Here is a 19,599-nt window from a genome sequence, read left to right on the forward strand (position 1 = left end):
TGTCTGACAATCTGTTCAAATGAACTTCGATTCGTTGATGTTCACTTCACAGGAGATTTCATGACACGTGCCTACGCCCCCAAGAACCCAGCGCTATTCGAACAAGGCCTGGCCACCCGCCGCTCGGTGCTGGGCCCTGAATACGTCGATGCGTCGATCAAGAACGCAACCGACTTCAACATCGACATGCAGGAACTGGTCACCCAATACTGCTGGGGCGATGTGTGGAACCGGCCCGGCCTCGAGCGCAAGACCCGTTCCTTCCTGAACCTGGCCATGATCACGGCCCTCAACCGGCCCCATGAACTGAAACTGCACGTTCGCGGCGCGATCAACAACGGGTTGACCCAGGACGAGATCAAGGAAGTGTTCCTGCAGGCCGCGATCTACTGCGGCGTGCCGGCCGCCATCGATTCGTTCCGTGTCGCCGCGGAAGTGTTCAAAGAGATGGACATCCAAGGAAAGACCACACCATGAGCCGCATCGGTTTTATCGGATTGGGCATGATGGGCCAGCCCATGGCCCATCTGCTGCACGCAGCAGGCCATCCACTCGTCGTCCGGGATGTCAATGCCGAGGCCACGCGCCGGTTCGTGGCGGGTCATGCCGGGGCACTCGCGGCTTCGGATGCCGCGTCCTTCTCCGACTGCGACATCGTGCTCACGATGCTGCCCAACTCGGACATCGTCGACGCCGTACTCGCCGAACTGGCTCCGCACCTGAAAGCCGGGGCCAGCGTCATCGAGATGAGCTCCGCCGATCCCAGCCGCACCCGTGCACTGGCCGCCCGGTTGGCCGAACACGACGTCTCGCTGATCGACGCCCCCGTCTCGGGCGGTGTGAAAAAAGCCGTTGCCGGCACGCTGGCCATCATGGTCGGCGGCGATCCCGCCGTCCACGAACGCTTGAAGCCGGTGCTCGAGGTCATGGGCAAACAGATCACGCACGTCGGTCCCGTCGGCTCCGGCCATGCGCTCAAGGCATTGAACAACTACGTCTCTGCCGCAGCCCTGATCGCGACCGCAGAAGCCATCCATGCCGGCGCCGCATTCGGCATCGATCCGGCCACCATCGTCGACGTGATCAACGCATCCACGGGCAAGAACAACACCACCGAGAACAAGGCCCATCAGTTCATGCTGAACGGCGCCTTCAACTCGGGTTTCTCGCTGGCTCTGCAAGCCAAGGATGTGGGCATCGCCGCCTCGCTGGGCCCTGCCCTCGGTGTCCCGATGACGCTGGCCCAGAAGGTGTCGGATCTGACCACGCTCGCCTCCGGCAAGCTCGGGCCTGCAGCAGACCACACCGAGCTCTACAGCTTCGCCGCCAAGCCTTAACCGGCCTGTTTCAAAACCGCCGCAGCCTGCACCCGCCGACCCGGGTGCGGCCGCTGCATGGCCAGGAGATCGCCCCATGGCGGAAAAACTCGTTCTGTTGACAGAGAAAAAAGGCTTCGGTGTCGTCGACGGCATCGCGCTCTCGGATGCCGATCGCCCCTGCATCGATGTCACAAATCCCGCCACGGGCGAACTCGTGGCCCGGGTGCCGGCAGCCGGCGCACCCGATGCCGAGCAGGCCATCGAAGCGGCCCGCGTCGCACAGATCTCGTGGCGGGCGCAGCCTGCATCCGAGCGGTCGCGCCTGCTGCGCCTGTGGTTCGAGGCGATGCTGGATCGCCAGGACGACATCGCCAGGACCCTGGTGCTGGAGCAAGGCAAGCCGCTGTCCGAAGCCCTGGGCGAAGTGGCCTATGCGGCCAGCTTCGTCCGCTTCTATGCCGAAGAAGCGACCCGCCTCTACGGCGAGCTCATTCCCTCGTCATCCCGGGACAAGCGCAACCTGGTGAGCCGCGAACCCATCGGGGTGTGCGCCGCCATCACGCCCTGGAACTTTCCGGCCGCCATGGTGACGCGCAAGGCCGCGCCTGCGCTGGCGGCCGGCTGCACGATGGTGATCAAGCCGTCCGAGCTGACACCGCTGACCGCCTTGCTGCTGGTCGAGCTGGCGCACGAGGTCGGCATTCCACCGGGCGTGCTCAACGTGGTGGTCGGCGATGCCGAGGCAATCGGCCGTGTCCTCACGTCGTCGCCCGTGGTGCGCATGCTGAGCTTCACGGGCTCGACCCGCATCGGGCAACTGCTGATGGCACAGTGCGCCCCGACCGTCAAGAAACTCGGCCTCGAACTGGGCGGCAACGCACCGTTCATCGTGTTCGACGATGCCGATCTCGATGCGGCTGTCGAAGGCGCACTCGCCTCGAAGTTCAGGAACTCGGGGCAGACCTGCGTCTGCGCCAACCGGCTGTATGTGCAAGACGCGGTCTACGACGCCTTCGCAGACAAACTGGCGCGCCGCGTGAGCGAGCTCAAGCCGGGTCCGGGTTTCGACGAAGGCGTCACCCAAGGCCCGCTGATCAACGAAGCCGCACGCGACAAGGCCCTCTCGCACATCGAGGATGCGCTGAGCCACGGCGCCCGATTGGCCGTTGGGGGCAAGGCACTGCCTGGCCTCGGACATTTTCTGGAGCCGACCGTGCTGCTGGACGTTCGCCCCGGGATGCTGTGCATGCGCGAGGAAACCTTCGGCCCCGTCGCACCGCTGGTGCGTTTCGAGACCGAGCAGGAGGTCGTCGCCCTGGCCAACTCGACCGAGTTCGGACTGGCCAGCTACTTCTTCTCGCAGGACATCGGCCGCTGCTTCAGAGTCGCCGACGCCATCGAGTCCGGCATGGTGGGCGTCAACACCGGCCTGATCTCCAGCGAGGTCGTGCCCTTCGGCGGCGTCAAGCAATCCGGCCTGGGCCGCGAAGGATCGCGACACGGCCTCGACGAATACACCGAGCTGAAGTACGTGTGTTTCGGCTCGCTCGGCAGCGCCTGACCCATCCACAAAACCATTGCATCCCAGGAGACAAGACATGACCCGGTTCACCCACAACATCGTTGCCGCGACGTTCGCCGTCGCATCCTTTGCGGCATCGGCCTTTCCGACCAAACCGATCACGATCGTCGTGCCCTACGCCGCCGGCGGATCGACCGACGTGCTGGCCAGGGTACTGGCCGAAGCCATGGGCAAGGACCTCGGCCAGCCCGTGATCGTCGAGAACGCGGGCGGCGCCGGCGGCACCATCGGCACCAGCAAAGTGGTCCGCGCGCCCAACGACGGCCACACCCTGCTGCTGCACAACATGGGCATCGCGACAGCGCCGGCCCTCTACGCCAAGCTGACCTTCGACGCGACCAAGGACCTGGCACCGATCGCGCTGGCAGGCGATGTGCCGATGATCCTGGTGGGCAACAAGAACTTTGCGCCCGGCAACGTCGGCGAGCTCATCAAGGTCATGAAAAACAAGCCCGGTGAAGTCACCTTCGCACACGCCGGCGTCGGCGCCACCTCGCACCTGTGCGCGATGCTGCTGAACCAGACCGCCGGGACGCAAGCCACGATGGTGCCCTACAAAGGCACGGGTCCTGCATTGCAGGACGTGATCTCGGGCAATGTGAACGTCATCTGCGACCAGCCCGTGGCCACGGGTTCGCACATCCAGGCGGGTTTGCTCAAGGCCTATGGCGTCGCGACCAAGGCACGCCTGGACACCCTGCCGAACGTTCCGACTTTTGCCGAGACCGGCCTGCCGAACTTCGAGCTGTCGGTGTGGCACGGACTCTATGCCCCCAAAGGCACGCCCGCCGCCACCATCGAGCGCCTCAACAAGGCCGCCCGCACCGCACTGGCCGACCCTGCCTTGGTCAAGCGCTTCACCGACATGAGCGTGATCATTCCCGCTGCCGACCGGCTGAAGCCCGAGACACTGGGTGAATTCACCCAAAACGAAATCCGCCGCTGGGATCCGGTCATCAAGGCAGCCGGCGCAAAAGCCGAGTGACCCTCACCGAGGGTCCATGTGGTTCATGCGCAAATCTCATACGGATGCTCGAAAAAACAGCCAGCGACCCGCATGGCCGACCTGTGTCCACCAGCCTGCGTTACGCTCCAGGCATGAGTGAAACATCAGACTTCAATCACCTCTGGCGCTTGCGCAACGACACCTCCGGTCAGACCCAGGCACGGGTCTTGATCCGGGTGTTCGTCCGGCCCGGTCAGCTGGAAAGCAGCGTGCGGTTCTACGAAGCGCTTCAGGGCCTGAAAGCCGACGGCGGTTTTCCCTTCCCTGAAGCCGGACTGCGGCTGGCCATGGTCGGCGCGTTTCTGTTGATCGAAGGCACGGACGAAGCCTTGGCACCGTTCAAATCGACCACCGGCACGTTGCTGGTCGACGACGTGCAGCCCTACTACGACAAGCTGGTCGCAGCCGGCGCCGAAATCGTCTTCCCGCTTCAGGTCGTCCCCACCGGCGCCGCCTTCAACGCGGTCCATCCCGACGGAACGGTGGTGGAATACGTGCATCATCGGCCGGATCCCCAAGGGCTTTGAAGTCCTCACCCGCCCCACTGAACACATCATGAGCACCATCACCATCTATCACAACCCCGCCTGCGGCACCTCGCGCAACACGCTGGCGATGATTCGAAATTCGGGCGTCGAGCCCGAGGTCGTCGAGTACCTCAAGAACCCACCCGACCGGGCGACGCTGCAAGGCCTGATCGAGGCCAGCGGCCTGACGACACGCGACGTGCTGCGCAGCAAGGGCACGCCGTACGACGAGCTGGGTCTGGGCGACCCGAAGTGGAGCGACGACCAGTTGGTCGACTTCATGCTGCAGCACCCCATCCTGATCAACCGCCCCCTCGTGAAGACGCCTTTGGGGGTTCGCCTGTGCCGCCCCTCCGAGCAGGTGCTCGATATCCTGCCCAACCCTCAGCAGGCCTCGTTCACCAAGGAGGATGGCGAGAAGGTGGTCGATGCGAAGGGCGCGCGGGTTTCCGGCTGACACGGCCAGAGGCGATCAGCCGGGCAACGGGGCAAAACCCGACCTCAAGGCATCGCGCAGCGCCAGCGCAAAAGCGTCCGCGTGTTTCGAAAGTGCGCGGCCTTTGGGCCAGATCAATCGGAAGGGTACGGAGTCGTTGGGGCCGATGGGAATCGCGACCAGGCCCATGCTCTGTGCCAGCGGCAGGCTCAGGTTGTCGAGCACCGCCAAGCCATGCCCGGCCAATGCAAAACCGCAAGCCGACGAGAACTGCGTGACCTCGACGACCGGGTTGAATGCATGACCGCTCTCTTCGAGCCTGCGGGCGACGAGCGAGCCGACCTGCAAGCGCCGGGTCAACGTCACATACGGATGCTGGCCGAGTTGATGCCACGCCATGGACGCATGCGATGCCAGCACATGGTCCGGGCGCATCACCGCATGCAGCCTGAGCAGGGCCACATCGGCGACGCCCGCCTCCGGGGGCAGCGTGTCGCCGATCACCAGTCCAAAGTCGATGCGCTGCTCGGCCACCATCGCCGCGATCTCGACCGCCAGTGCCGTGTGCACGACGATGCGTGCTTTCGGCACGCTGCGCTTGAGCGCGGTCAGCGCAAAAGGCAGCACGGTCGTCGCTGCCGGCGCAATGCAGCCGATCGCGATGCTGCTGGCGACATCGACACGCAACTCCTCCGAAAGCCTGTCGAGCGATGCCAGGGCCGTCAGCGCATTGGACAGTTCGGGTAGCAGCGCGCGGCCCTTGGGTGTCAGCACCAGACGACGGTTCTCACGGCTGAAGATGGCGAAGCCCATACGCTCCTCGATGACCTTGATCGCGGCACTGGCCGACGGCTGCGTCATGTGGACACGTTCCGCAGCCTGGGTCACCGAGCCGGTGGTCGCGACCTCCCAGACCAGCCGAATTTCGCGGGTGTTCATATGATCTGTCTATGAAATGAGTGGATTTATCAATTTGACGCATGTCGATTCTGGATCAACACTGCCCCTGGAGACAAGCGACAACCGACAAACCACAACGGAGACAAGACATCGTGAAAAGAAGAAGCCTCGGCGCCCTGCTGCCGCTCTTGCTGGCAGCGCCTCTCGCATTCGGCCAGGCCGCCTTGCCGGCCAAGCCCATACGGCTCGTCGTCGGCGGGCCGCCCGGCGGCGCACCCGACACCGTGGCGAGACTGATCGCCAACCATATCGAGCTGGGCCAGCCCGTCATCGTCGAAAACAAGAACGGTGCCGCCCAGATGATTGCCGCGGATGCCGTGGCACGCGCCCCTGCCGACGGCACCACCCTGCTGCTCGCCAGCCAGACGGCCATCGCCGTGTCTCCCGTGCTGCAAAAATCCAAGGTCATCGATCCACTGCGTGATTTCGTGGGCATCGGCCTGATCGGCACCGCGCCCCTGGTGCTGGTCGCAGGGCCGGCCCTCAAGGCTCAGAACGTCCGGCAGCTCATCGAGCAAGCCAAAGCCCAGCCGGGCGAAATCAACTTCGGCAACGGCGGAGTGGGCACCACACCGCACATGGCGGGCGTGCTGTTCGGCTACTCCGCCAAGATCCAGTTGACCAGCGTGCCCTATCCCGGCGAACAGGCCGCCATGATGGACATCATGGGCGAGCGCATCCACATGATGTTCGCCAATGCAGCGGCCGCCCTGCCCCACGTGCGCGCCGGCAAGTTGCGTGCATTGGGCGTCACCAGCGAGTCCCGGACTCCTGCCGCACCCGACATTCCGACCATCGCCGAAAGCGGTGTGGCCGGATTCTCGGCGGCGACGTGGCTGGGCATCGTGGCGCCTGCGGCCACGCCCAAGGAGGTGGTGACCAAGCTCAACACCGAACTCAACCGCGTGCTGGCCTTGAGCGAAGTGCGCACCAAGCTGGCGGCGCAAGGCTTCGAGATCGCGCCGATGAGCACCGACGCGTTCGGCCGCTTCATGCGGGACGAGCATGCCAAGTGGGGCAAGCTCATCCGCGATGCCGACATCAAGGCCGACTGATCCCTGAACGACCCGCCATGGACAACTCGCTACTCGACGTCACCCACTCGCCCACGACCCTTCCGCTGCCACCAGGCAGTTGCGACTGTCATGTGCACGTCTTCGGCCCCCCGGGGCGCTACAGCCTGAGCGAGCAGCGCACGTTCATGCCCCACCCCGTCACCGTGCAGCATTTGATGCGGTTCCAGGATCTGCTGGGCATCGACCGCTCGGTGGTGGTGCAAGCCAGCCCGCAGGGCACCGACAACCGTTGCCTGCTCGACACGCTGGCCGCGTTGGAAGCGCACGGCCGCCAGGCGCGCGGCGTGGCCGTGGTCGGCGCGCAAGCCGACGACGAAGCGCTGCAGGTCCTTCACCGCGCAGGCGTTCGCGGGCTGCGCGTCAACCTGCAGTCATTCGGAATCTCGCAGCCAGAAATCGCCCGCCAACAGTTGGCAGACACGGCAAGGCTGGCGGCCCGCATGGGCTGGCATGTGCAGATCTATGCGCAGCTCACCGTGGTGCAGGCCATGGCCGATGTGATCGCACGATTGGGTGTGCCCGTCGTCGTCGACCATTTCGGCCTGGCCCATGCCGGCGGAGGAACCACGCAGCCGGGGTTCTCGACCCTGCTCGATCTGGTCAAGGAAGGCAGCACCTACGTCAAGCTCTCCGCCCCCTACCGCATCATCGAACACCCCCTGGGCGACGACGCTGTTCCAGTGGTGCGTGCGCTGATCGAATGCCGGCTGGATCGCATGCTGTGGGGCACGGACTGGCCGCACACCAACCCCGTGGCTTCGGGCCCCAGGCCACGCGACACCCCCGAGCCGCTGCGGCCGGTCGACGATGGCCTGCAGTTCGACATCTTCGCGCGATGGACCGATGAGGCCGAGCGGCAAGCGATCCTGGTCGCCAATCCCGAGCGCCTCTACCAGTTTCCAGTGTTCGCCCGCTGATCGCTGCGCGCGTTCTCAGGGGCATCATCGATCGACGAATCAGGAACACACCTATGCAGACCGACTCTGCGGCTCGCACGGTGGCGATGAGCGAAGACCTGTCCGCCGCCGAGCGGAACAGTCGATTCAGCGGCTGGGCATTCGATGCCGCAGCACTCGATGAGCCGGCAGCCCGCGCTTGTGCCGTGTTGCAAGCCAATGCGACGGCACTGCCGCCGATCCACCGTGTCCTGCTGGCCAGCCCCGACATCGCCTTGACTATCGACGCGCTTTCCAAGCGTCTCTGGTCGGGTGCCCTCTCCCGCCCGGTGCTGGAGGCGACCTTCATGGTCGTCGCCCGACGCCTTCAATGCCGTGAACAGTGGGAACGCCACTGGCCCAAGGCACTCGCCGCAGGCATCCCGGCCGACAGCCTCTCGGCAATCGAGCAAGGCATGTGCCCCAAGGGCCCCAACGACGTGCGGCTGGCCTGGCAATTGGCGGATCGCCTGTTCGGAGGTCTGCCGTTGACGGTCGGCTTGCGTGACGAAGGCCTCGATCGTTTTGGACGGCAAGGCATGGCAGAGTTCTGTGCGTTTCTGGGACACGCAACGATCGTCGCCCTGACGCTGAATCTGCAGCTTCCGCCGGCGCGGTAACGCATCGCACCGGTCAGCCCCGCCAGACGACAGACAGGCCGTCTCGGACGGCCTGGAAAAGACGGTCCCAGTTCCCTGGGACGGCGGGTTTCAGTGGATCGTGCTGTTGTCGTCCGCAGCGGTCGCCGCCGCAGCCAGGCGTTCGACCACGCCCGACAGCGCAGCGGCCTTCATGCGGGTGCGTTCGTTCGAACCGCCGGTGAGACCGCGTTTGGTGCCGGTGCGGCCTTGGGTGGCCATCACCTGACGGCGGTAGGTATCCTGTGCCTTGTCGCGCAGATCGCGCGCACGTTTGAGCTTGGCGCGTATCTGCGGGCCGGAGAACTTGGGCAGTTCCTTGGAAAGGCTCAGATCGAACAGTTGCTGTTCGGGCGCGGTCATCAAGGCACGAATTTCTCGTTCTGAGGTGATCATCACGGGTCTCCTTTCAGGGCGGGCGGGCATCCAGCGACACCCTCCGCGTTCAATGAATGACAAAAAAAGCGCCTGCGTGCGTTGCAGGAAAGCCCATGTTCCGATACCTCTCGGTGCCATCGGGAAAGACGATTTCGATCATCGGCGTAGGACATCGAAAACAATGCCGCGCAACACACCGCGTTTGCGCATCAGCGCGTTCTGCAGCGTCACCCCTCCGCGAACCGGAAAGCGCCGCTCGACCACTTCGAAACCATGGCGTAGGAAGAAGGGCTCGGCCGTCAGGCTCACGTCCGATGTGAGCTCGGCAATGCCCAGCGCCACGGCCTCCCGGTGAAGCCGGTCCATCAGTCGCGTGCCGATTCCCTGGCGCGGACGATCGCCCGAGACAAAGAAGTGATCGATGTAGCCGCTAGGCTGCACATCGGCATAAGCCACGATCTCGCCATCCATCACCGCGACGAAAGGCCGGAGCGTCTGCATGCGCACCGCCCACTGAACCGGGTCGTGATCGGCCGGCGCCCAGGCCTGGATCTGCTCGGGCGAGTAGTCGCGCGAGGCCACGCCATGGATGGCCGACTCGAACACCCGGCGCAGCGAAGGCTCGTCTCCCGGTTGGAACGGGCGGATCGTCAAAGAGGAAAGCATGGACTGGATTCTGCGTGCAAAAGCAGCGACCTTGCACGATGCTCAGTCGGGCTTGATCGCTGCGGCCTCGACCACTTGGCCGATGGCGTTCGACAACTTGGCCGCGATCTCTGGCGGAACGCCTGCCGGTGCCTACGTCGCATACCAGGACGACGCTTCGAAGTCCTTCATTCCCGGCACTTCAGCCATGGTCGGCACATCACGGTACCGGGCCAGACGCCGGGCGGTCGTCACGGCCAGCATCTTCAACATGCCGGCCTGTGATCGGCCGCCGGCCTACTCCAGCGTGATCTGGGCCTTCTCGATCAGTTCGGCCCACTTCTTCTGTTCGGCCTGGATATAGCTCTGGGCCCGGCTCGGCGATCCACCGAGCGGGCTGCTGCCCTCGTTGGCCAGCAGCTCGAGCATGGCGGGATTCGCCAAGGCCTTCTCGGTGGCTTGGTTGAGCGCCTGCACCACGGCAGGCGGGGTCGCCGCCGGCGCGACGATGGCTTTCCAATCGACCGCTTCAAAACCGGGGTACCCGGATTCCGCAACCGTCGGCACATCGGGCAACACCTTGAGCCTGCTCGGCGACGTCACGGCCAGCGCGCGCAGACGTTTGCCCTTGATCATTTCAAGCACCGCCTGGGGCGTGCCGAACATGAAATCGGTGCTGCCTCCCAGCAAGTCCGTGAGGGCGGGCGATGCGCCCTTGTACGGCACATTCAACACCTTGAACTTGCCCTGGTACGCCAGCAGCTCGCCGGCTAGGTGCCCGACCGTGCCTGTGCCTGCCAGGGCCTGCTTGACCTGATCGGGCTGGGCCTTTGCGGCTTCGACCACCTCCGAGAGCTTGGTCCACTTCGAATCGGCTCTGACCACCATGATCACGGGCAAGGACGCAACCAGTGCGACCGGTGCCAGGTCGGTCTTGGGATCGAACGGCATCTTGGGCATCAAGGCAGGATTGATGGCCAGATTGGCCGTCTGGCCCATGCCGATCGTCAAGCCGTCGGCCTTGGATTTCGCCACTGCATCCATGCCGATGTTGCCGCTGGCACCCGGCCGGTTCTCGACCACCACCGTCCAGCCCGAAGCCTGCGTGATCTTGTCGGCAACGGCCCGGGCGACCGCGTCCGTTCCTCCGCCCGGGGTGTACGGCACGATCAGCTTGATCGGGCGGCCACCGGTGTAGTCGGCGGCGGACTGGGCCCATGCGCCGGTCCCTGCACCGATCCCCATGGCGATCAATGCGGCGCCGATCGCGCTGCGGCGGGTGATGGATTTCATGATGATGTGTCTCCTTGTGTAATCGATCTTTTTTCGAGATCGGCGATGTCTGCATCGCTGTAGCCGACCTGACGCAGAAGTTCTTTGGTGTGCTCGCCGACCCGGGGGGGCTGCAGGCGGATGCCCGGCCGGCGGCCGCCCAAGGTCAGCGGGGCCAGCGGCACCAGCGACTCGGTGCCGTTGGCCAGGCGAACCGGCGCCAGCCCGCCGGTGGCCTGCAGATGCGGATCGTCGAACAGTTGCTCGGGACGCGTGATCGGCGCAAAGGGCAGGCCCTGCGCTTCGAAGACTGCGGCAAGCTCTTGCGCACTGCGCGGGGCGAGTTCGGATCGCAGCCGCGGCATCAGCCATTCGCGGGCCAGCACCCTGTCGTTGTTGGTGGTCAGGCGCGGATCGCTCTTCAGTTCCTCCATGCCGAAGGCCTTGCAGAAGATGTTCCATTGCTTGTCGCTGACCACGGCCAGAAAGATCTGCTCGCCGTCCTTGACCGTGAACACGTCGTAGATGGCCCAGGCCGAGATGCGGCTGGGCATCGGCGCGGCCGCCCTGCCCGTCGAGGCGAACTGCATCATGTGCTGGCCGACCAGAAACACGTTGTTCTCGAAGAGCGACGACTGCACTTCGGTGCCCACCCCCGTCTTCTCGCGCTGGGCCAGTGCCGCCATCGCCCCCATGGCGCCGAACATGCCGCCCATGATGTCGTTGACGCTGGTCCCCGCCCGCAGCGGATCGCCCGGACGCCCCGTCATATAGGCCAGTCCGCCCATCATCTGCACGACCTCGTCGAGGGCCGTGCGGTTGTCGTAGGGGCCGGGCAAAAAACCCTTGTGGCTCACGTAGATCAGGCGGGGATTGCGCTGCTTGAGAAGGTCGTAGCCCAGGCCGAGTTTTTCCATCACGCCCGACTTGAAGTTCTCGCTCACCACGTCCGCGGTATCGATCAGGCGCAACGCAGCCTCGACCCCTTCGGCGCTTTTCAGGTCGAGCACCACGCTTTTCTTGTTGCGGTTGAACATCGGAAAGAATCCCGAACCCGACCCCAGCAGCGTGCGGGTCGTGTCGCCTCCCAGGGGCTCGATCTTGATGACTTCGGCGCCCAGGTCACCCAGCAGCATGCCGCAGGTCGGCCCCATCACCATGTGGGTGAACTCGATCACGCGGAGACCTTCGTACGGCAATGAATGGCAGCTTGTGTGGTTCATGTTCCAACTCTCGAACAGACGATCGGGGCAAACTCAGGCGGCTAGGCGGAAGCCCTTGGGCAGTCCTGCGTCGGGCGTCATGCCGTAGACCGGCTCGCCGGGCAGTCCCTGCATCAGGGGGGCTCTCGCCGCCACGATCCTTTCCAGATCGATGCCGGTGGAGACGCCCATGGCTTCGAACATGAACACCAGGTCTTCGGTCACCACATTGCCCGAGGCCCCCGGCGCATACGGACAGCCGCCCAGGCCGCCCAGAGACGAATCGAATGTGCGAACGCCCACATCCCAGGCCGCCAGGCAATTGGCCAGGCCCAGCCCGCGCGTGTTGTGCATGTGCGCGGCACCGGCGCGATCGCCGATCTCTTCCTTGAGCCGCCGGAACAGCCGCCTCACCTGCGCAGGGTTGGCATATCCCACCGTGTCGGACAAACCGGATTCATCCGCCCCCGCTTCGATGCAGGCTGCGGCCAGACGGATCACGTCGTCCTCAGGCACGAGGCCCTGCAGCGTGCAGCCGAAGGCCGTCGAGATGCCCGCCTCCAGCTTGACGTGGGGAGCCAGCTCGTCGCGCAGCCGGGCAATGGCCCGGACCTCTTCCACCATCTCCAGCGGCGTCCGGCGGACATTGGCCAGTGAATGCGCCGTGCTGGCAGAGACCGGCATCGTCAGCTTGTCGGCACCCGCGCGCAACGCGTTCTCTGCGCCGCGCAGATTGGGGACCAGCGCCATGATCGTCACGCCGGCTTTCTGTTTGCCATACCTCACCACCTCGGCCGCATCGGCCATCTGAGGCAGCAGCTTGGGCGGCACGAACGAGGCCACCTCGATTTCGCGAACGCCGGCGGCCACGAGTGCGTCGATCCAGCGAAATTTGTCTGCGGTCGGCATCGTCGCCTTGACCGACTGCAGCCCATCGCGCGGCCCGACTTCGCTGATCAGGACATGAGGATTCAAAGGGTTGTTCATTTCTATTGTTCCGCAAGACAGAACCATGTTCTATAAATTAATCATACGCAAGAGTTTATGCTCGGGCATCGGGGGCTTACCCTGACGAGCGGCCCGATGCCCAAGGCTCGGACAACGAGCCGTCGTATCCAGAGCAAAATGCAGCGCTGCAAATCGCCTTCAACGTTCGTTCCACGGTCAGCACCCAGACATGCCCAAGAAAGCCATCACCGCCTCGGTCGCAGACCTGTCCGCCGCGCCAGGGGGGGCTGCCGCCGTCGACCGCGCCATCACCATCCTTCATGCGTTTTCTCAAGACCGCGCCACGCTCACGCTGACAGAGCTCTCCGAAGTGACCGGCCTGTACAAGAGCACCGTGCTGCGGCTGCTGGCCTCGCTCGAACACGGGTCGCTGATTCGCAAGACTGCGGCGGGCTACCAATTGGGCTCGGAAGTCGCACGGCTGTTCGCCACCTACTCGAACTCGTTTTCGCTCGAAACGGTGGTCGTCCCCGCGCTCGAGAAACTGGTCCGCCAGACGCGGGAAAGCGCGGCTTTCCACGTGCTGCAGCAAGGTCAGCGCATCTGCCTGTTTCGAGTCGAATCGCCGCAGCTCGTGCGTGAACACATCAAGGTCGGCGACATCCTGCCGCTGACGCGAGGCGCGGGTGCCCGCGTGCTGATGGCATTCACCGGCGCCGAAGGCGAGCTCTACGACACCATCCGCCGCGACGGCGTGATCGTGCTCGAAAAAGACCGTTCGCCTGAAATCTCGGGCGTCTCCGCCCCGGTGTTTTCACAAGGCACCACCCTAGCCGGGGCGGTCACGCTCACCATGCCCGCGCATCGGCTCGATCACGCCCACGCGCCCCACGTTCTCGCCTGCGCCCAAGAAATAACCGCCCTGCTGGGCGGTCACTTTCCGGCAAGCATCGCAAGCTGAGCCCGTCCGCAGGGCGACCGCAGGCCAGCTGCAGCGGCACACGCACAGCCCCTCAATAAGGACTCGCCGTCGGCCGCACCACGATCTCGCTGGTGTCGACACCGGCCGGCTGGGCGATGACGTGGCCGATGGCGCGGGCGATGTCCTGGGGCTGGATGGCGATCTTGCGGAATCCCACCATCGCCGCCGCTGCGGTCGGATCGGTGATGGTCGAAGCCAGTTCGGATTCGACCACGCCGGGATACACACAGGTCACGCGCAAGGTGTCGTTCTCTTGGCGCAGGCCGTCGGATAGGGCGCGCACCGCGTACTTGGTGGCGCAGTAGACCGCCGCCGTGGGCGACACCGCCAGGCCGCCGATGGACGAGATGTTGATGATCTGCCCGAAGCCCTGGCGGTTCATCACCGGCAGCACGGCGGCGATGCCGTACAGCACGCCCTTGATGTTCACGTCCACCATGCTGTCCCACTCATCCACCTTGAGCGCATTCAGCGGCGACAGCGGCATGATGCCGGCGTTGTTGACGATGACGTCCACCTGCCCGAATTCCGCCAATGCGGCTTCGACGAACGCGGTGTTGGCCGCGCGGCTCGTGACATCGAGCGCCCGGTAGATCGCCGTGCCGCCGGCGTTGCGGATCTCTTCGGCCAGCTCGGCCAGCCGGTCCACACGGCGGGCGCCCATCAGCACCCGAGCGCCTGCCGCCGCCAGGTAACGCGCGGTTTCTGCGCCGATGCCGCTGCTGGCGCCGGTGACGAGTACGACTTTTCCTTCGATACCTTGCATGATTTGCCTCTTCGTTGATTCCAAGGGCCACCCCATGGCGGCCTGAGATGAATCATCCGTGTGCAAGGACGGGTAGCGGTAGCCGCATCCTCCGGGATGTTTGCACGATTCTCTGCATCTGCATCTGCATCTGCATCTGCATCGCCGTCGTTGCGCACCCGGCCCACACGGATCAGAATCGAGCCCATGCAAGACCTCTCCGCCCTGGCCGCACTGATCGCCCGGCACGCCCCGCACGACGGCACATTTGCCACGGCCCTCCCCCGCATCGAACTCATACGATCGTCTTCGACCACCGAGCCGTTGCACACCCTGTACGAGCCCTCGTGCTGCATCGCCGCGCAGGGCCGCAAGCACGCCACCGTGGGCGGGCAGAGCTATGTGTACGATCCGGCGCAGTACCTGGTCGTCGGCATCGACCTGCCCGTGATCGGCGCAGTCGTCGAGGCCAGCCCCGATGCGCCCTACCTGTGCCTGCGGCTCGAACTCGACCGCCGCCTGCTCGCCGAGCTGCTCGAAACGCAGGCTGCCCTGCCGGCCTCGGCCGAATCCACTGCGCCGGCCATCGGCCTGAGCCGGGCCACACCGCCCCTGATCGACGCCACCGTGCGGCTGTTGAGCCTGCTCGACACCCCGCACGATCTGCCCGTGCTCGGCCCCCTGTTCGAAAAAGAACTGCTGTACCGCCTGCTCGGCGGTCCGCAAGCCAGCACCCTGCATCGCATCGCCCACGGCACCAGCCGGCTCAACCGCGTGCGCAAGGCTGTGGCCTATATCCGCCAGCACTATGCCGAGCCCATCGACATCGAACGCCTGGCGGCCGAGGCCGGCATGGCCGTGTCGACTTTTCATGCGCACTTCCAGTCGGCCACCCACATGAGCCCGCTCAAGTTCCGCACCCTGCTGCGCATGCAGGAAGCCCGCCGCCTGATGATCGCCGAAGACCACGGCGCCGCCGAAGCGGGTTTCAGGGTCGGCTACGAAAGCGCCTCGCAGTTCAGCCGCGAATACCAGCGTGTGTACGGCGTGGCGCCCCGGGGCGATGTGAAGCGGCTGAAGCAAGGCGCTGCGGCAGCGGCCAGGCTATGAACCGGGCCGCTCCGGGTCGCCTCGTGCGGCGCCCTGCGCCTCTTCCATGATCCAGTCGACGAACGCCCGCACCTCGGGCCTTTGAACGGCTTCGGGCTTCGTGACCACGTAGTAGGCAAACCGGGCGGGCCACGGCTTGTCGAGCACCTGCACCAGGCGGCCCGCGGCGATTTCATCCTTCGCATACTCGGATGGCACCAAGGCCAGCCCCTGGCCCGCTTCCGCCGCGCGGATCAGCAGAAAGTCGTCTTCGAATGCCGTGCCGCGTTCGGCCCGTGGGTCTTCGGCAACCGCGTGAGCAGCCAGCCAGAGCGGCCAATCCGCACGGTCGCTGTCGTGCAGCAGCGGGTGGTTCAGGCAATCTGCCGGCTCCTCGAGCACCGCGTTTGCCGCCACCCATTGCGGGCTCGCCACCGGCACCAAGACGGGTGCCATCAGCCGCGTGACGTGCAAGCCGGGATAGACGCCCAGCCCATGCCGCAGCGCCACGTCCACCCGATCCCGCCGCATGTCGACCACGGCCGAGGTGGCCTCGACCCGCACCTCGATGTGCGGACAACGCGCGTTGAACCGGCCCAGCCGAGGCACCAGCCACGATGCCGCAAAAGTCGCCACCGTGCTCACCGTCAGGGTCTGCCGGGCCTGGGCGCGATCCAGCGTCTGCATCGCCCTTTCGATCTGCTCGAAGGCCTGCAGCAACGATGGATGCACCCCGGCCCCCGCCTCGGTCAGCCGCAGGCCCTGCCGCTCCCGTGTGAACAGCGCCACCCCCACCCGATCCTCGAGCAGACGGATCTGCTGGCTGACCGCGCCAGAGGTCACATGCAGGGCCTCGGCCGCGGCCTTGATGCTGCCCCGCTGCCCGACCTCGACAAAAGCGCGCAACGCGGACAAGGGGAGCACAGTCGTCATTGAATTCAGTTTTTCTAAACCATAAGAAAAGAAATGATCGTTTCCCATCATCTCGCCGATTGGCCATCATAAGGCGTGTTCAGAAAACTTGATGACTTTAGAAAAACTACATTCAAATGCAGACTCATACACCCCCTCGGCACCGCCAACCCTGCGAGACGGAGAGGCCGACATGATCCATCTCTACACCGACAGCTCGCCCAACGGATTCAAGATCACCATCGCCCTCGAAGAACTGGGCTTGCCCTACACCTTGCACCCCATCCGCATCGACCAAGGCGAGAACCGCCGACCCGCATTCCTGCGGCTCAATCCGCACGGTCGCATTCCCGTGATCCAGGACGATGAAACGGGCATCACGCTGTTCGAGTCGGCAGCCATCCTGCTCTACCTGGCCGACAAGACCGGCCACCTGCTGCCGGCAGCACCCAAGCCACGCTGGCAGGCCATGCAATGGCTGGTGTTCCATGCCGCAAGCGTCGGGCCGATCCTGGGCCAGCGGGTGCACTTCGAGCTGTTTGCCGAAGACAGGCAGCCCGCCAACATCGCCCGTTACCGGGGCCTGACGCACGACGCGTTTTCGACCGTGGATGCTCGCCTGGCCGCACACCCCTACCTGGCCGGCGATGACTACTCCATCGCCGACATCGCCCACTTCGGCTGGACCCATATCGCCCGAATCGTCGGCTTCGATTTCAGCGCCTACCCGCACCTCTCCGCCTGGCACGAACGCGTGGCGCGCCGCCCCGCCGTGCGCAAGGGCGTCACGCTGCCCGCACCCGCAACGGGCGCTTGAACCGATGACTCCGCAGGACACACCCCTCATGACTTCCATTCCCGCTTCGGGCGGCGCTTCGTTTGCAGCGTTCTCAGCCCATCCAGGCTATCGGCGCATGTTCGCCCCCGGCCGGCTCACGCTGGGCCTCTTTTTGCCCCTGCGCTTCTACCAGGGCGACATGCGCGTGCTGGCCGGTCAGGCCGATCGGGTGAGCGACATCGACCGTCGCGGATTCGCCGCCGTGTGGGTGCGCGACGTGCCGCTGTTCGATCCCGCGTTCGGCGATGCCGGGCAACTGTTCGACCCCTTCACCTATCTCGCGTTTCTGGCGGCCAGGACCAAGACCGTCGCGCTGGCCACCGGCAGCGCCATCTTTTCGCTGCGCCATCCGATCGACCTGGCCAAGGCATCCGCCTCGATCGACCAGCTGTCGGGCGGGCGGCTGGTGCTGGGCATCGCGTCCGGCGACCGCGCCAGCGAGTTTCCCGCTTACGGCCTGCAACACAGCCAGCGCGGCGAGCGCTTCTCGCAGGCCGTCGCGTATTTTCGCCAGCTCATGCAGGCGGGCCAACCGGTCATCGACTCACCCCTGGGCCGCATCGACGGTGCGACCTTGCTGCCCCAACCCGCCACCGGGGCCATTCCGTTGATCGTCACCGGCTCGTCGGGCCAGTCGTTGGCATGGGTCGGCCAGCATGCCGATGGCTGGCTGACCTACCCGGAAGCCACACACAACCGACAGGGGCCGCAACGCCTCGCAGAAAAGATCCGCGCCTGGCGGGAGCTCATTCCCGACGGCGGATTCAGGCCGCACATGACCAACGAATGGCTGGACCTGGTCGACGACCCCGACCACCCGCGCACCCCTCTGCGCGGCGGCTATGTGCTGCGCACCGGCCGCAAAGGCCTCATCGCCCTGCTCGAGGAATGGCGGCAAGCCGGCGTCAACCATGCCGCCCTGGGCATCCAGTTCTCGGAGCGGCCAGCCGCCGAAGTCATCCAGGAACTTGCCGAAGAGGTGCTGCCGTACTTCCCCTCGCATGAAGCGCTGCCGGCGCTTGCGGGTTCGTGGTGAGGGGCGGGATGGACGGCTGTTGCAGTGCTCAGGACTCGGGGCTCGGGGCTCGGGGCTCGGCACTGAAAAGAGCGCCTCGATTCACCGAAGGCGCCGGCCGATCGATCAGCCCACGCGCACCACGCTTCGGCTCGCCCCCGGCGGCAGGCCGACGATGCGCTTGAAAGCCCGGCTGAAGGCTGCCTGCGAGTTGTAACCCAGGCGCTGGGCCACGGCCTCGACCGGTAGGCGGTCTTCGGTCAGCCACTGGCGGGCCAGGCCCATGCGCAGCTCGGTGGCATAACGCAACGGCGGCATGCCGATCGTGGCCTGAAAACGTTCTGCAAAAACAGAGCGCGACGTGTGACACTCCGCCGCCAGCTCGGCCACCGTCCAGTCGCGACCCGGCTGACGGTGCAACGCCAGAATCGCGCGGGCCAGCCGCGGATCGCGCAATGCGGCCACCAGACCCGAGGCGTTGTCGCAACCGCATTCGACCCAGCCCCGCACGATCATCGCGGCCACCACATCGGCAAGCCGCGCGAGGATGCCGGCAAAACCGATGCGCCCCGAGCAGATCTCATTCTTCATCGCGGCCAATATCGGCATCAGCCCCGGGTAACGTTGGCCCTTTGCATCGGCCAGCATCAGATCGGGCATCAGTTTGCCCAGACCCTGCATGCCCCCCAGATCGAACGCCATACAGCCATAAAAAAGGATCGCGCTGGGAATCACGCTCATGCTCGGGCACATGTCCACCGCACACACCGTGTCGCCCAATGGGGCGGCCTCGAAATCGCCGATGTCTTGCGCAACGACGTCGGGGCCGGACAGCAGGTCATGAGCCCTGCCCTGCGGGATCAACACGGCATTGCCCGCAGACAGTTCGTGCACCGTGCCGTCGTCCATGCGCAAGACCGCCGAGCCGATCGCCAGGTAGTGGAAGTAGGCGTGCCCTGGCCGGGCGTCGAAGCGCAGGCCAAAGGATGGGCCCGTCTGGATACGCCGGTACTGAACGCCACGCAGGCGCATGCCGGTCAACAGTTCGCTGATGAGATCGGACGAAAGAGCGAACGGATCTGACACAGGCATTC

General features: G+C 65.3%; 23 protein-coding genes. 13 read left to right on the forward strand and 10 right to left on the reverse strand.

Annotation, left to right across the window (positions count from 1 at the left end; all coding sequences use genetic code 11):
- Positions 1-60 precede the first annotated feature (60 nt).
- From EC845_RS16850 to arsC, 6 genes are all read left to right on the forward strand, one after another.
- Complete coding sequence (locus tag EC845_RS16850; protein ID WP_123299301.1) at positions 61-477, forward strand: carboxymuconolactone decarboxylase family protein; 417 nt, start codon at positions 61-63, stop codon at positions 475-477.
- Positions 474-1,337, forward strand: a complete 864-nt coding sequence (locus EC845_RS16855) for an NAD(P)-dependent oxidoreductase (RefSeq protein WP_123299302.1) — start codon at positions 474-476, stop codon at positions 1,335-1,337. The genes EC845_RS16850 and EC845_RS16855 overlap by 4 nt, the downstream gene beginning before the upstream one ends.
- A 76-nt stretch (positions 1,338-1,413) precedes the next feature.
- Positions 1,414-2,880, forward strand: a complete 1,467-nt coding sequence (locus EC845_RS16860) for an NAD-dependent succinate-semialdehyde dehydrogenase (protein ID WP_123299303.1) — start codon at positions 1,414-1,416, stop codon at positions 2,878-2,880.
- Positions 2,881-2,917: 37 nt separating this feature from the next.
- Positions 2,918-3,886, forward strand: coding sequence for a tripartite tricarboxylate transporter substrate-binding protein (locus tag EC845_RS16865; protein ID WP_123299304.1), 969 nt, complete (start codon positions 2,918-2,920; stop codon positions 3,884-3,886).
- A gap of 113 nt (positions 3,887-3,999) precedes the next feature.
- Positions 4,000-4,434, forward strand: coding sequence for a VOC family protein (locus EC845_RS16870; RefSeq protein WP_123299518.1), 435 nt, complete (start codon positions 4,000-4,002; stop codon positions 4,432-4,434).
- Positions 4,435-4,462: 28 nt separating this feature from the next.
- Positions 4,463-4,891 (forward strand): arsenate reductase (glutaredoxin), encoded by a 429-nt coding sequence (gene arsC, locus EC845_RS16875; protein WP_123299305.1) that lies wholly within the window; start codon positions 4,463-4,465, stop codon positions 4,889-4,891.
- 15 nt (positions 4,892-4,906) lie between these two features.
- Here arsC and EC845_RS16880 read toward each other — a convergent pair whose 3' ends face one another.
- Positions 4,907-5,809 carry a LysR family transcriptional regulator gene (locus tag EC845_RS16880; protein WP_123299306.1) on the reverse strand — a complete coding sequence of 301 codons (903 nt, stop codon included), beginning with the start codon at positions 5,807-5,809 and terminating at the stop codon, positions 4,907-4,909.
- A 113-nt stretch (positions 5,810-5,922) separates the two neighbouring features.
- On the opposite strand from EC845_RS16880, the gene EC845_RS16885 reads away from it, so the two are divergent.
- The 3 genes from EC845_RS16885 to EC845_RS16895 are packed head-to-tail and all read left to right on the forward strand — an operon-like array spanning position 5,923 to position 8,461.
- Positions 5,923-6,885: a tripartite tricarboxylate transporter substrate binding protein gene (locus tag EC845_RS16885; protein WP_158615713.1), complete on the forward strand. Its 963-nt coding sequence runs from the start codon at positions 5,923-5,925 to the stop codon at positions 6,883-6,885.
- Positions 6,886-6,902: 17 nt separating this feature from the next.
- Entirely contained in the window at positions 6,903-7,823 is a 921-nt protein-coding gene (locus EC845_RS16890) for an amidohydrolase (protein WP_123299308.1), read from the forward strand.
- A 53-nt stretch (positions 7,824-7,876) separates the two neighbouring features.
- Positions 7,877-8,461, forward strand: coding sequence for a hypothetical protein (locus tag EC845_RS16895; RefSeq protein ID WP_123299309.1), 585 nt, complete (start codon positions 7,877-7,879; stop codon positions 8,459-8,461).
- Between the two features lie 90 nt (positions 8,462-8,551).
- Here the strand turns inward: EC845_RS16895 and EC845_RS16900 are convergent, their stop codons facing one another.
- The 6 genes from EC845_RS16900 to EC845_RS22680 all read right to left on the reverse strand — a co-directional run bounded on the left by EC845_RS16900 (position 8,552) and on the right by EC845_RS22680 (position 12,963).
- Positions 8,552-8,875: a hypothetical protein gene (locus EC845_RS16900; protein ID WP_123299310.1), complete on the reverse strand. Its 324-nt coding sequence runs from the start codon at positions 8,873-8,875 to the stop codon at positions 8,552-8,554.
- 138 nt (positions 8,876-9,013) lie between these two features.
- Positions 9,014-9,523: a GNAT family N-acetyltransferase gene (locus tag EC845_RS16905; RefSeq protein WP_233598128.1), complete on the reverse strand. Its 510-nt coding sequence runs from the start codon at positions 9,521-9,523 to the stop codon at positions 9,014-9,016.
- A 132-nt stretch (positions 9,524-9,655) separates the two neighbouring features.
- Positions 9,656-9,775: a tripartite tricarboxylate transporter substrate-binding protein gene (locus EC845_RS16910; RefSeq protein WP_123299311.1), complete on the reverse strand. Its 120-nt coding sequence runs from the start codon at positions 9,773-9,775 to the stop codon at positions 9,656-9,658.
- A gap of 24 nt (positions 9,776-9,799) precedes the next feature.
- On the reverse strand, positions 9,800-10,795 hold the full coding sequence (locus EC845_RS16915) for a tripartite tricarboxylate transporter substrate binding protein (RefSeq protein WP_123299312.1): 996 nt from the start codon (positions 10,793-10,795) through the stop codon (positions 9,800-9,802).
- Positions 10,792-11,997: a CaiB/BaiF CoA-transferase family protein gene (locus tag EC845_RS22675; RefSeq protein WP_233598129.1), complete on the reverse strand. Its 1,206-nt coding sequence runs from the start codon at positions 11,995-11,997 to the stop codon at positions 10,792-10,794. Before EC845_RS22675 ends, EC845_RS16915 begins: the two co-directional genes overlap by 4 nt.
- 33 nt (positions 11,998-12,030) lie before the next feature.
- The gene (locus EC845_RS22680) at positions 12,031-12,963 is read right to left on the reverse strand and encodes a hydroxymethylglutaryl-CoA lyase (RefSeq protein WP_233598130.1); all 933 of its coding nucleotides are present in this window, start codon (positions 12,961-12,963) and stop codon (positions 12,031-12,033) included.
- Positions 12,964-13,153: 190 nt separating this feature from the next.
- Here EC845_RS22680 and EC845_RS16925 point away from each other — a divergent pair, with 190 nt between their 5' ends.
- A complete protein-coding gene (locus EC845_RS16925) occupies positions 13,154-13,885 on the forward strand; it encodes an IclR family transcriptional regulator (protein WP_123299313.1) in 732 nt (243 codons plus the stop codon).
- 52 nt (positions 13,886-13,937) lie between these two features.
- Here EC845_RS16925 and EC845_RS16930 read toward each other — a convergent pair whose 3' ends face one another.
- Complete coding sequence (locus tag EC845_RS16930) at positions 13,938-14,672, reverse strand: SDR family oxidoreductase (protein WP_123299314.1); 735 nt, start codon at positions 14,670-14,672, stop codon at positions 13,938-13,940.
- A 186-nt stretch (positions 14,673-14,858) separates the two neighbouring features.
- On the opposite strand from EC845_RS16930, the gene EC845_RS16935 reads away from it, so the two are divergent.
- Positions 14,859-15,761 (forward strand): AraC family transcriptional regulator, encoded by a 903-nt coding sequence (locus tag EC845_RS16935; RefSeq protein ID WP_123299315.1) that lies wholly within the window; start codon positions 14,859-14,861, stop codon positions 15,759-15,761.
- On the opposite strand, the gene gcvA is transcribed toward EC845_RS16935, so the two are convergent.
- Positions 15,756-16,673: a transcriptional regulator GcvA gene (gene gcvA / locus EC845_RS16940; protein ID WP_123299316.1), complete on the reverse strand. Its 918-nt coding sequence runs from the start codon at positions 16,671-16,673 to the stop codon at positions 15,756-15,758. The two genes, EC845_RS16935 and gcvA, sit on opposite strands and share 6 nt — an antisense overlap.
- A 172-nt stretch (positions 16,674-16,845) precedes the next feature.
- On the opposite strand from gcvA, the gene EC845_RS16945 reads away from it, so the two are divergent.
- Together EC845_RS16945 and EC845_RS16950 are read left to right on the forward strand one after the other, a co-directional pair.
- A complete protein-coding gene (locus EC845_RS16945) occupies positions 16,846-17,469 on the forward strand; it encodes a glutathione S-transferase family protein (RefSeq protein ID WP_123299317.1) in 624 nt (207 codons plus the stop codon).
- 28 nt (positions 17,470-17,497) lie between these two features.
- Positions 17,498-18,526, forward strand: coding sequence for an LLM class oxidoreductase (locus EC845_RS16950; RefSeq protein ID WP_123299318.1), 1,029 nt, complete (start codon positions 17,498-17,500; stop codon positions 18,524-18,526).
- Between the two features lie 105 nt (positions 18,527-18,631).
- Here EC845_RS16950 and EC845_RS16955 read toward each other — a convergent pair whose 3' ends face one another.
- Positions 18,632-19,597, reverse strand: a complete 966-nt coding sequence (locus EC845_RS16955) for an AraC family transcriptional regulator (protein WP_199739831.1) — start codon at positions 19,595-19,597, stop codon at positions 18,632-18,634.
- Positions 19,598-19,599 lie beyond the last annotated feature (2 nt).

Origin of the sequence: Comamonas sp. BIGb0124 (genome assembly GCF_003752175.1) — a bacterium.
In the GTDB taxonomy this organism is placed as follows: domain Bacteria; phylum Pseudomonadota; class Gammaproteobacteria; order Burkholderiales; family Burkholderiaceae_C; genus Comamonas_F.

What these genes read in the sequence shown, in the direction of transcription:
- EC845_RS16935 (WP_123299315.1), top strand. Translation starts at nt 14,859, where the DNA reads ATGCAAGACCTCTCCGCCCTGGCCGCACTGATCGCCCGGCACGCCCCG.
- EC845_RS16860 (WP_123299303.1), top strand. Translation starts at nt 1,414, where the DNA reads ATGGCGGAAAAACTCGTTCTGTTGACAGAGAAAAAAGGCTTCGGTGTC.
- EC845_RS16950 (WP_123299318.1), top strand. Translation starts at nt 17,498, where the DNA reads ATGACTTCCATTCCCGCTTCGGGCGGCGCTTCGTTTGCAGCGTTCTCA.
- EC845_RS16870 (WP_123299518.1), top strand. Translation starts at nt 4,000, where the DNA reads ATGAGTGAAACATCAGACTTCAATCACCTCTGGCGCTTGCGCAACGAC.
- EC845_RS16925 (WP_123299313.1), top strand. Translation starts at nt 13,154, where the DNA reads ATGCCCAAGAAAGCCATCACCGCCTCGGTCGCAGACCTGTCCGCCGCG.
- EC845_RS16955 (WP_199739831.1), bottom strand. Translation starts at nt 19,597, where the DNA reads ATGCCTGTGTCAGATCCGTTCGCTCTTTCGTCCGATCTCATCAGCGAA.
- EC845_RS16895 (WP_123299309.1), top strand. Translation starts at nt 7,877, where the DNA reads ATGCAGACCGACTCTGCGGCTCGCACGGTGGCGATGAGCGAAGACCTG.
- EC845_RS22680 (WP_233598130.1), bottom strand. Translation starts at nt 12,963, where the DNA reads ATGAACAACCCTTTGAATCCTCATGTCCTGATCAGCGAAGTCGGGCCG.
- EC845_RS16855 (WP_123299302.1), top strand. Translation starts at nt 474, where the DNA reads ATGAGCCGCATCGGTTTTATCGGATTGGGCATGATGGGCCAGCCCATG.
- EC845_RS16865 (WP_123299304.1), top strand. Translation starts at nt 2,918, where the DNA reads ATGACCCGGTTCACCCACAACATCGTTGCCGCGACGTTCGCCGTCGCA.
- gcvA (WP_123299316.1), bottom strand. Translation starts at nt 16,673, where the DNA reads ATGACGACTGTGCTCCCCTTGTCCGCGTTGCGCGCTTTTGTCGAGGTC.
- EC845_RS16880 (WP_123299306.1), bottom strand. Translation starts at nt 5,809, where the DNA reads ATGAACACCCGCGAAATTCGGCTGGTCTGGGAGGTCGCGACCACCGGC.
- arsC (WP_123299305.1), top strand. Translation starts at nt 4,463, where the DNA reads ATGAGCACCATCACCATCTATCACAACCCCGCCTGCGGCACCTCGCGC.
- EC845_RS16930 (WP_123299314.1), bottom strand. Translation starts at nt 14,672, where the DNA reads ATGCAAGGTATCGAAGGAAAAGTCGTACTCGTCACCGGCGCCAGCAGC.
- EC845_RS16945 (WP_123299317.1), top strand. Translation starts at nt 16,846, where the DNA reads ATGATCCATCTCTACACCGACAGCTCGCCCAACGGATTCAAGATCACC.
- EC845_RS16905 (WP_233598128.1), bottom strand. Translation starts at nt 9,523, where the DNA reads ATGCTTTCCTCTTTGACGATCCGCCCGTTCCAACCGGGAGACGAGCCT.
- EC845_RS16890 (WP_123299308.1), top strand. Translation starts at nt 6,903, where the DNA reads ATGGACAACTCGCTACTCGACGTCACCCACTCGCCCACGACCCTTCCG.
- EC845_RS22675 (WP_233598129.1), bottom strand. Translation starts at nt 11,997, where the DNA reads ATGAACCACACAAGCTGCCATTCATTGCCGTACGAAGGTCTCCGCGTG.
- EC845_RS16900 (WP_123299310.1), bottom strand. Translation starts at nt 8,875, where the DNA reads ATGATCACCTCAGAACGAGAAATTCGTGCCTTGATGACCGCGCCCGAA.
- EC845_RS16850 (WP_123299301.1), top strand. Translation starts at nt 61, where the DNA reads ATGACACGTGCCTACGCCCCCAAGAACCCAGCGCTATTCGAACAAGGC.
- EC845_RS16915 (WP_123299312.1), bottom strand. Translation starts at nt 10,795, where the DNA reads ATGAAATCCATCACCCGCCGCAGCGCGATCGGCGCCGCATTGATCGCC.
- EC845_RS16910 (WP_123299311.1), bottom strand. Translation starts at nt 9,775, where the DNA reads ATGTTGAAGATGCTGGCCGTGACGACCGCCCGGCGTCTGGCCCGGTAC.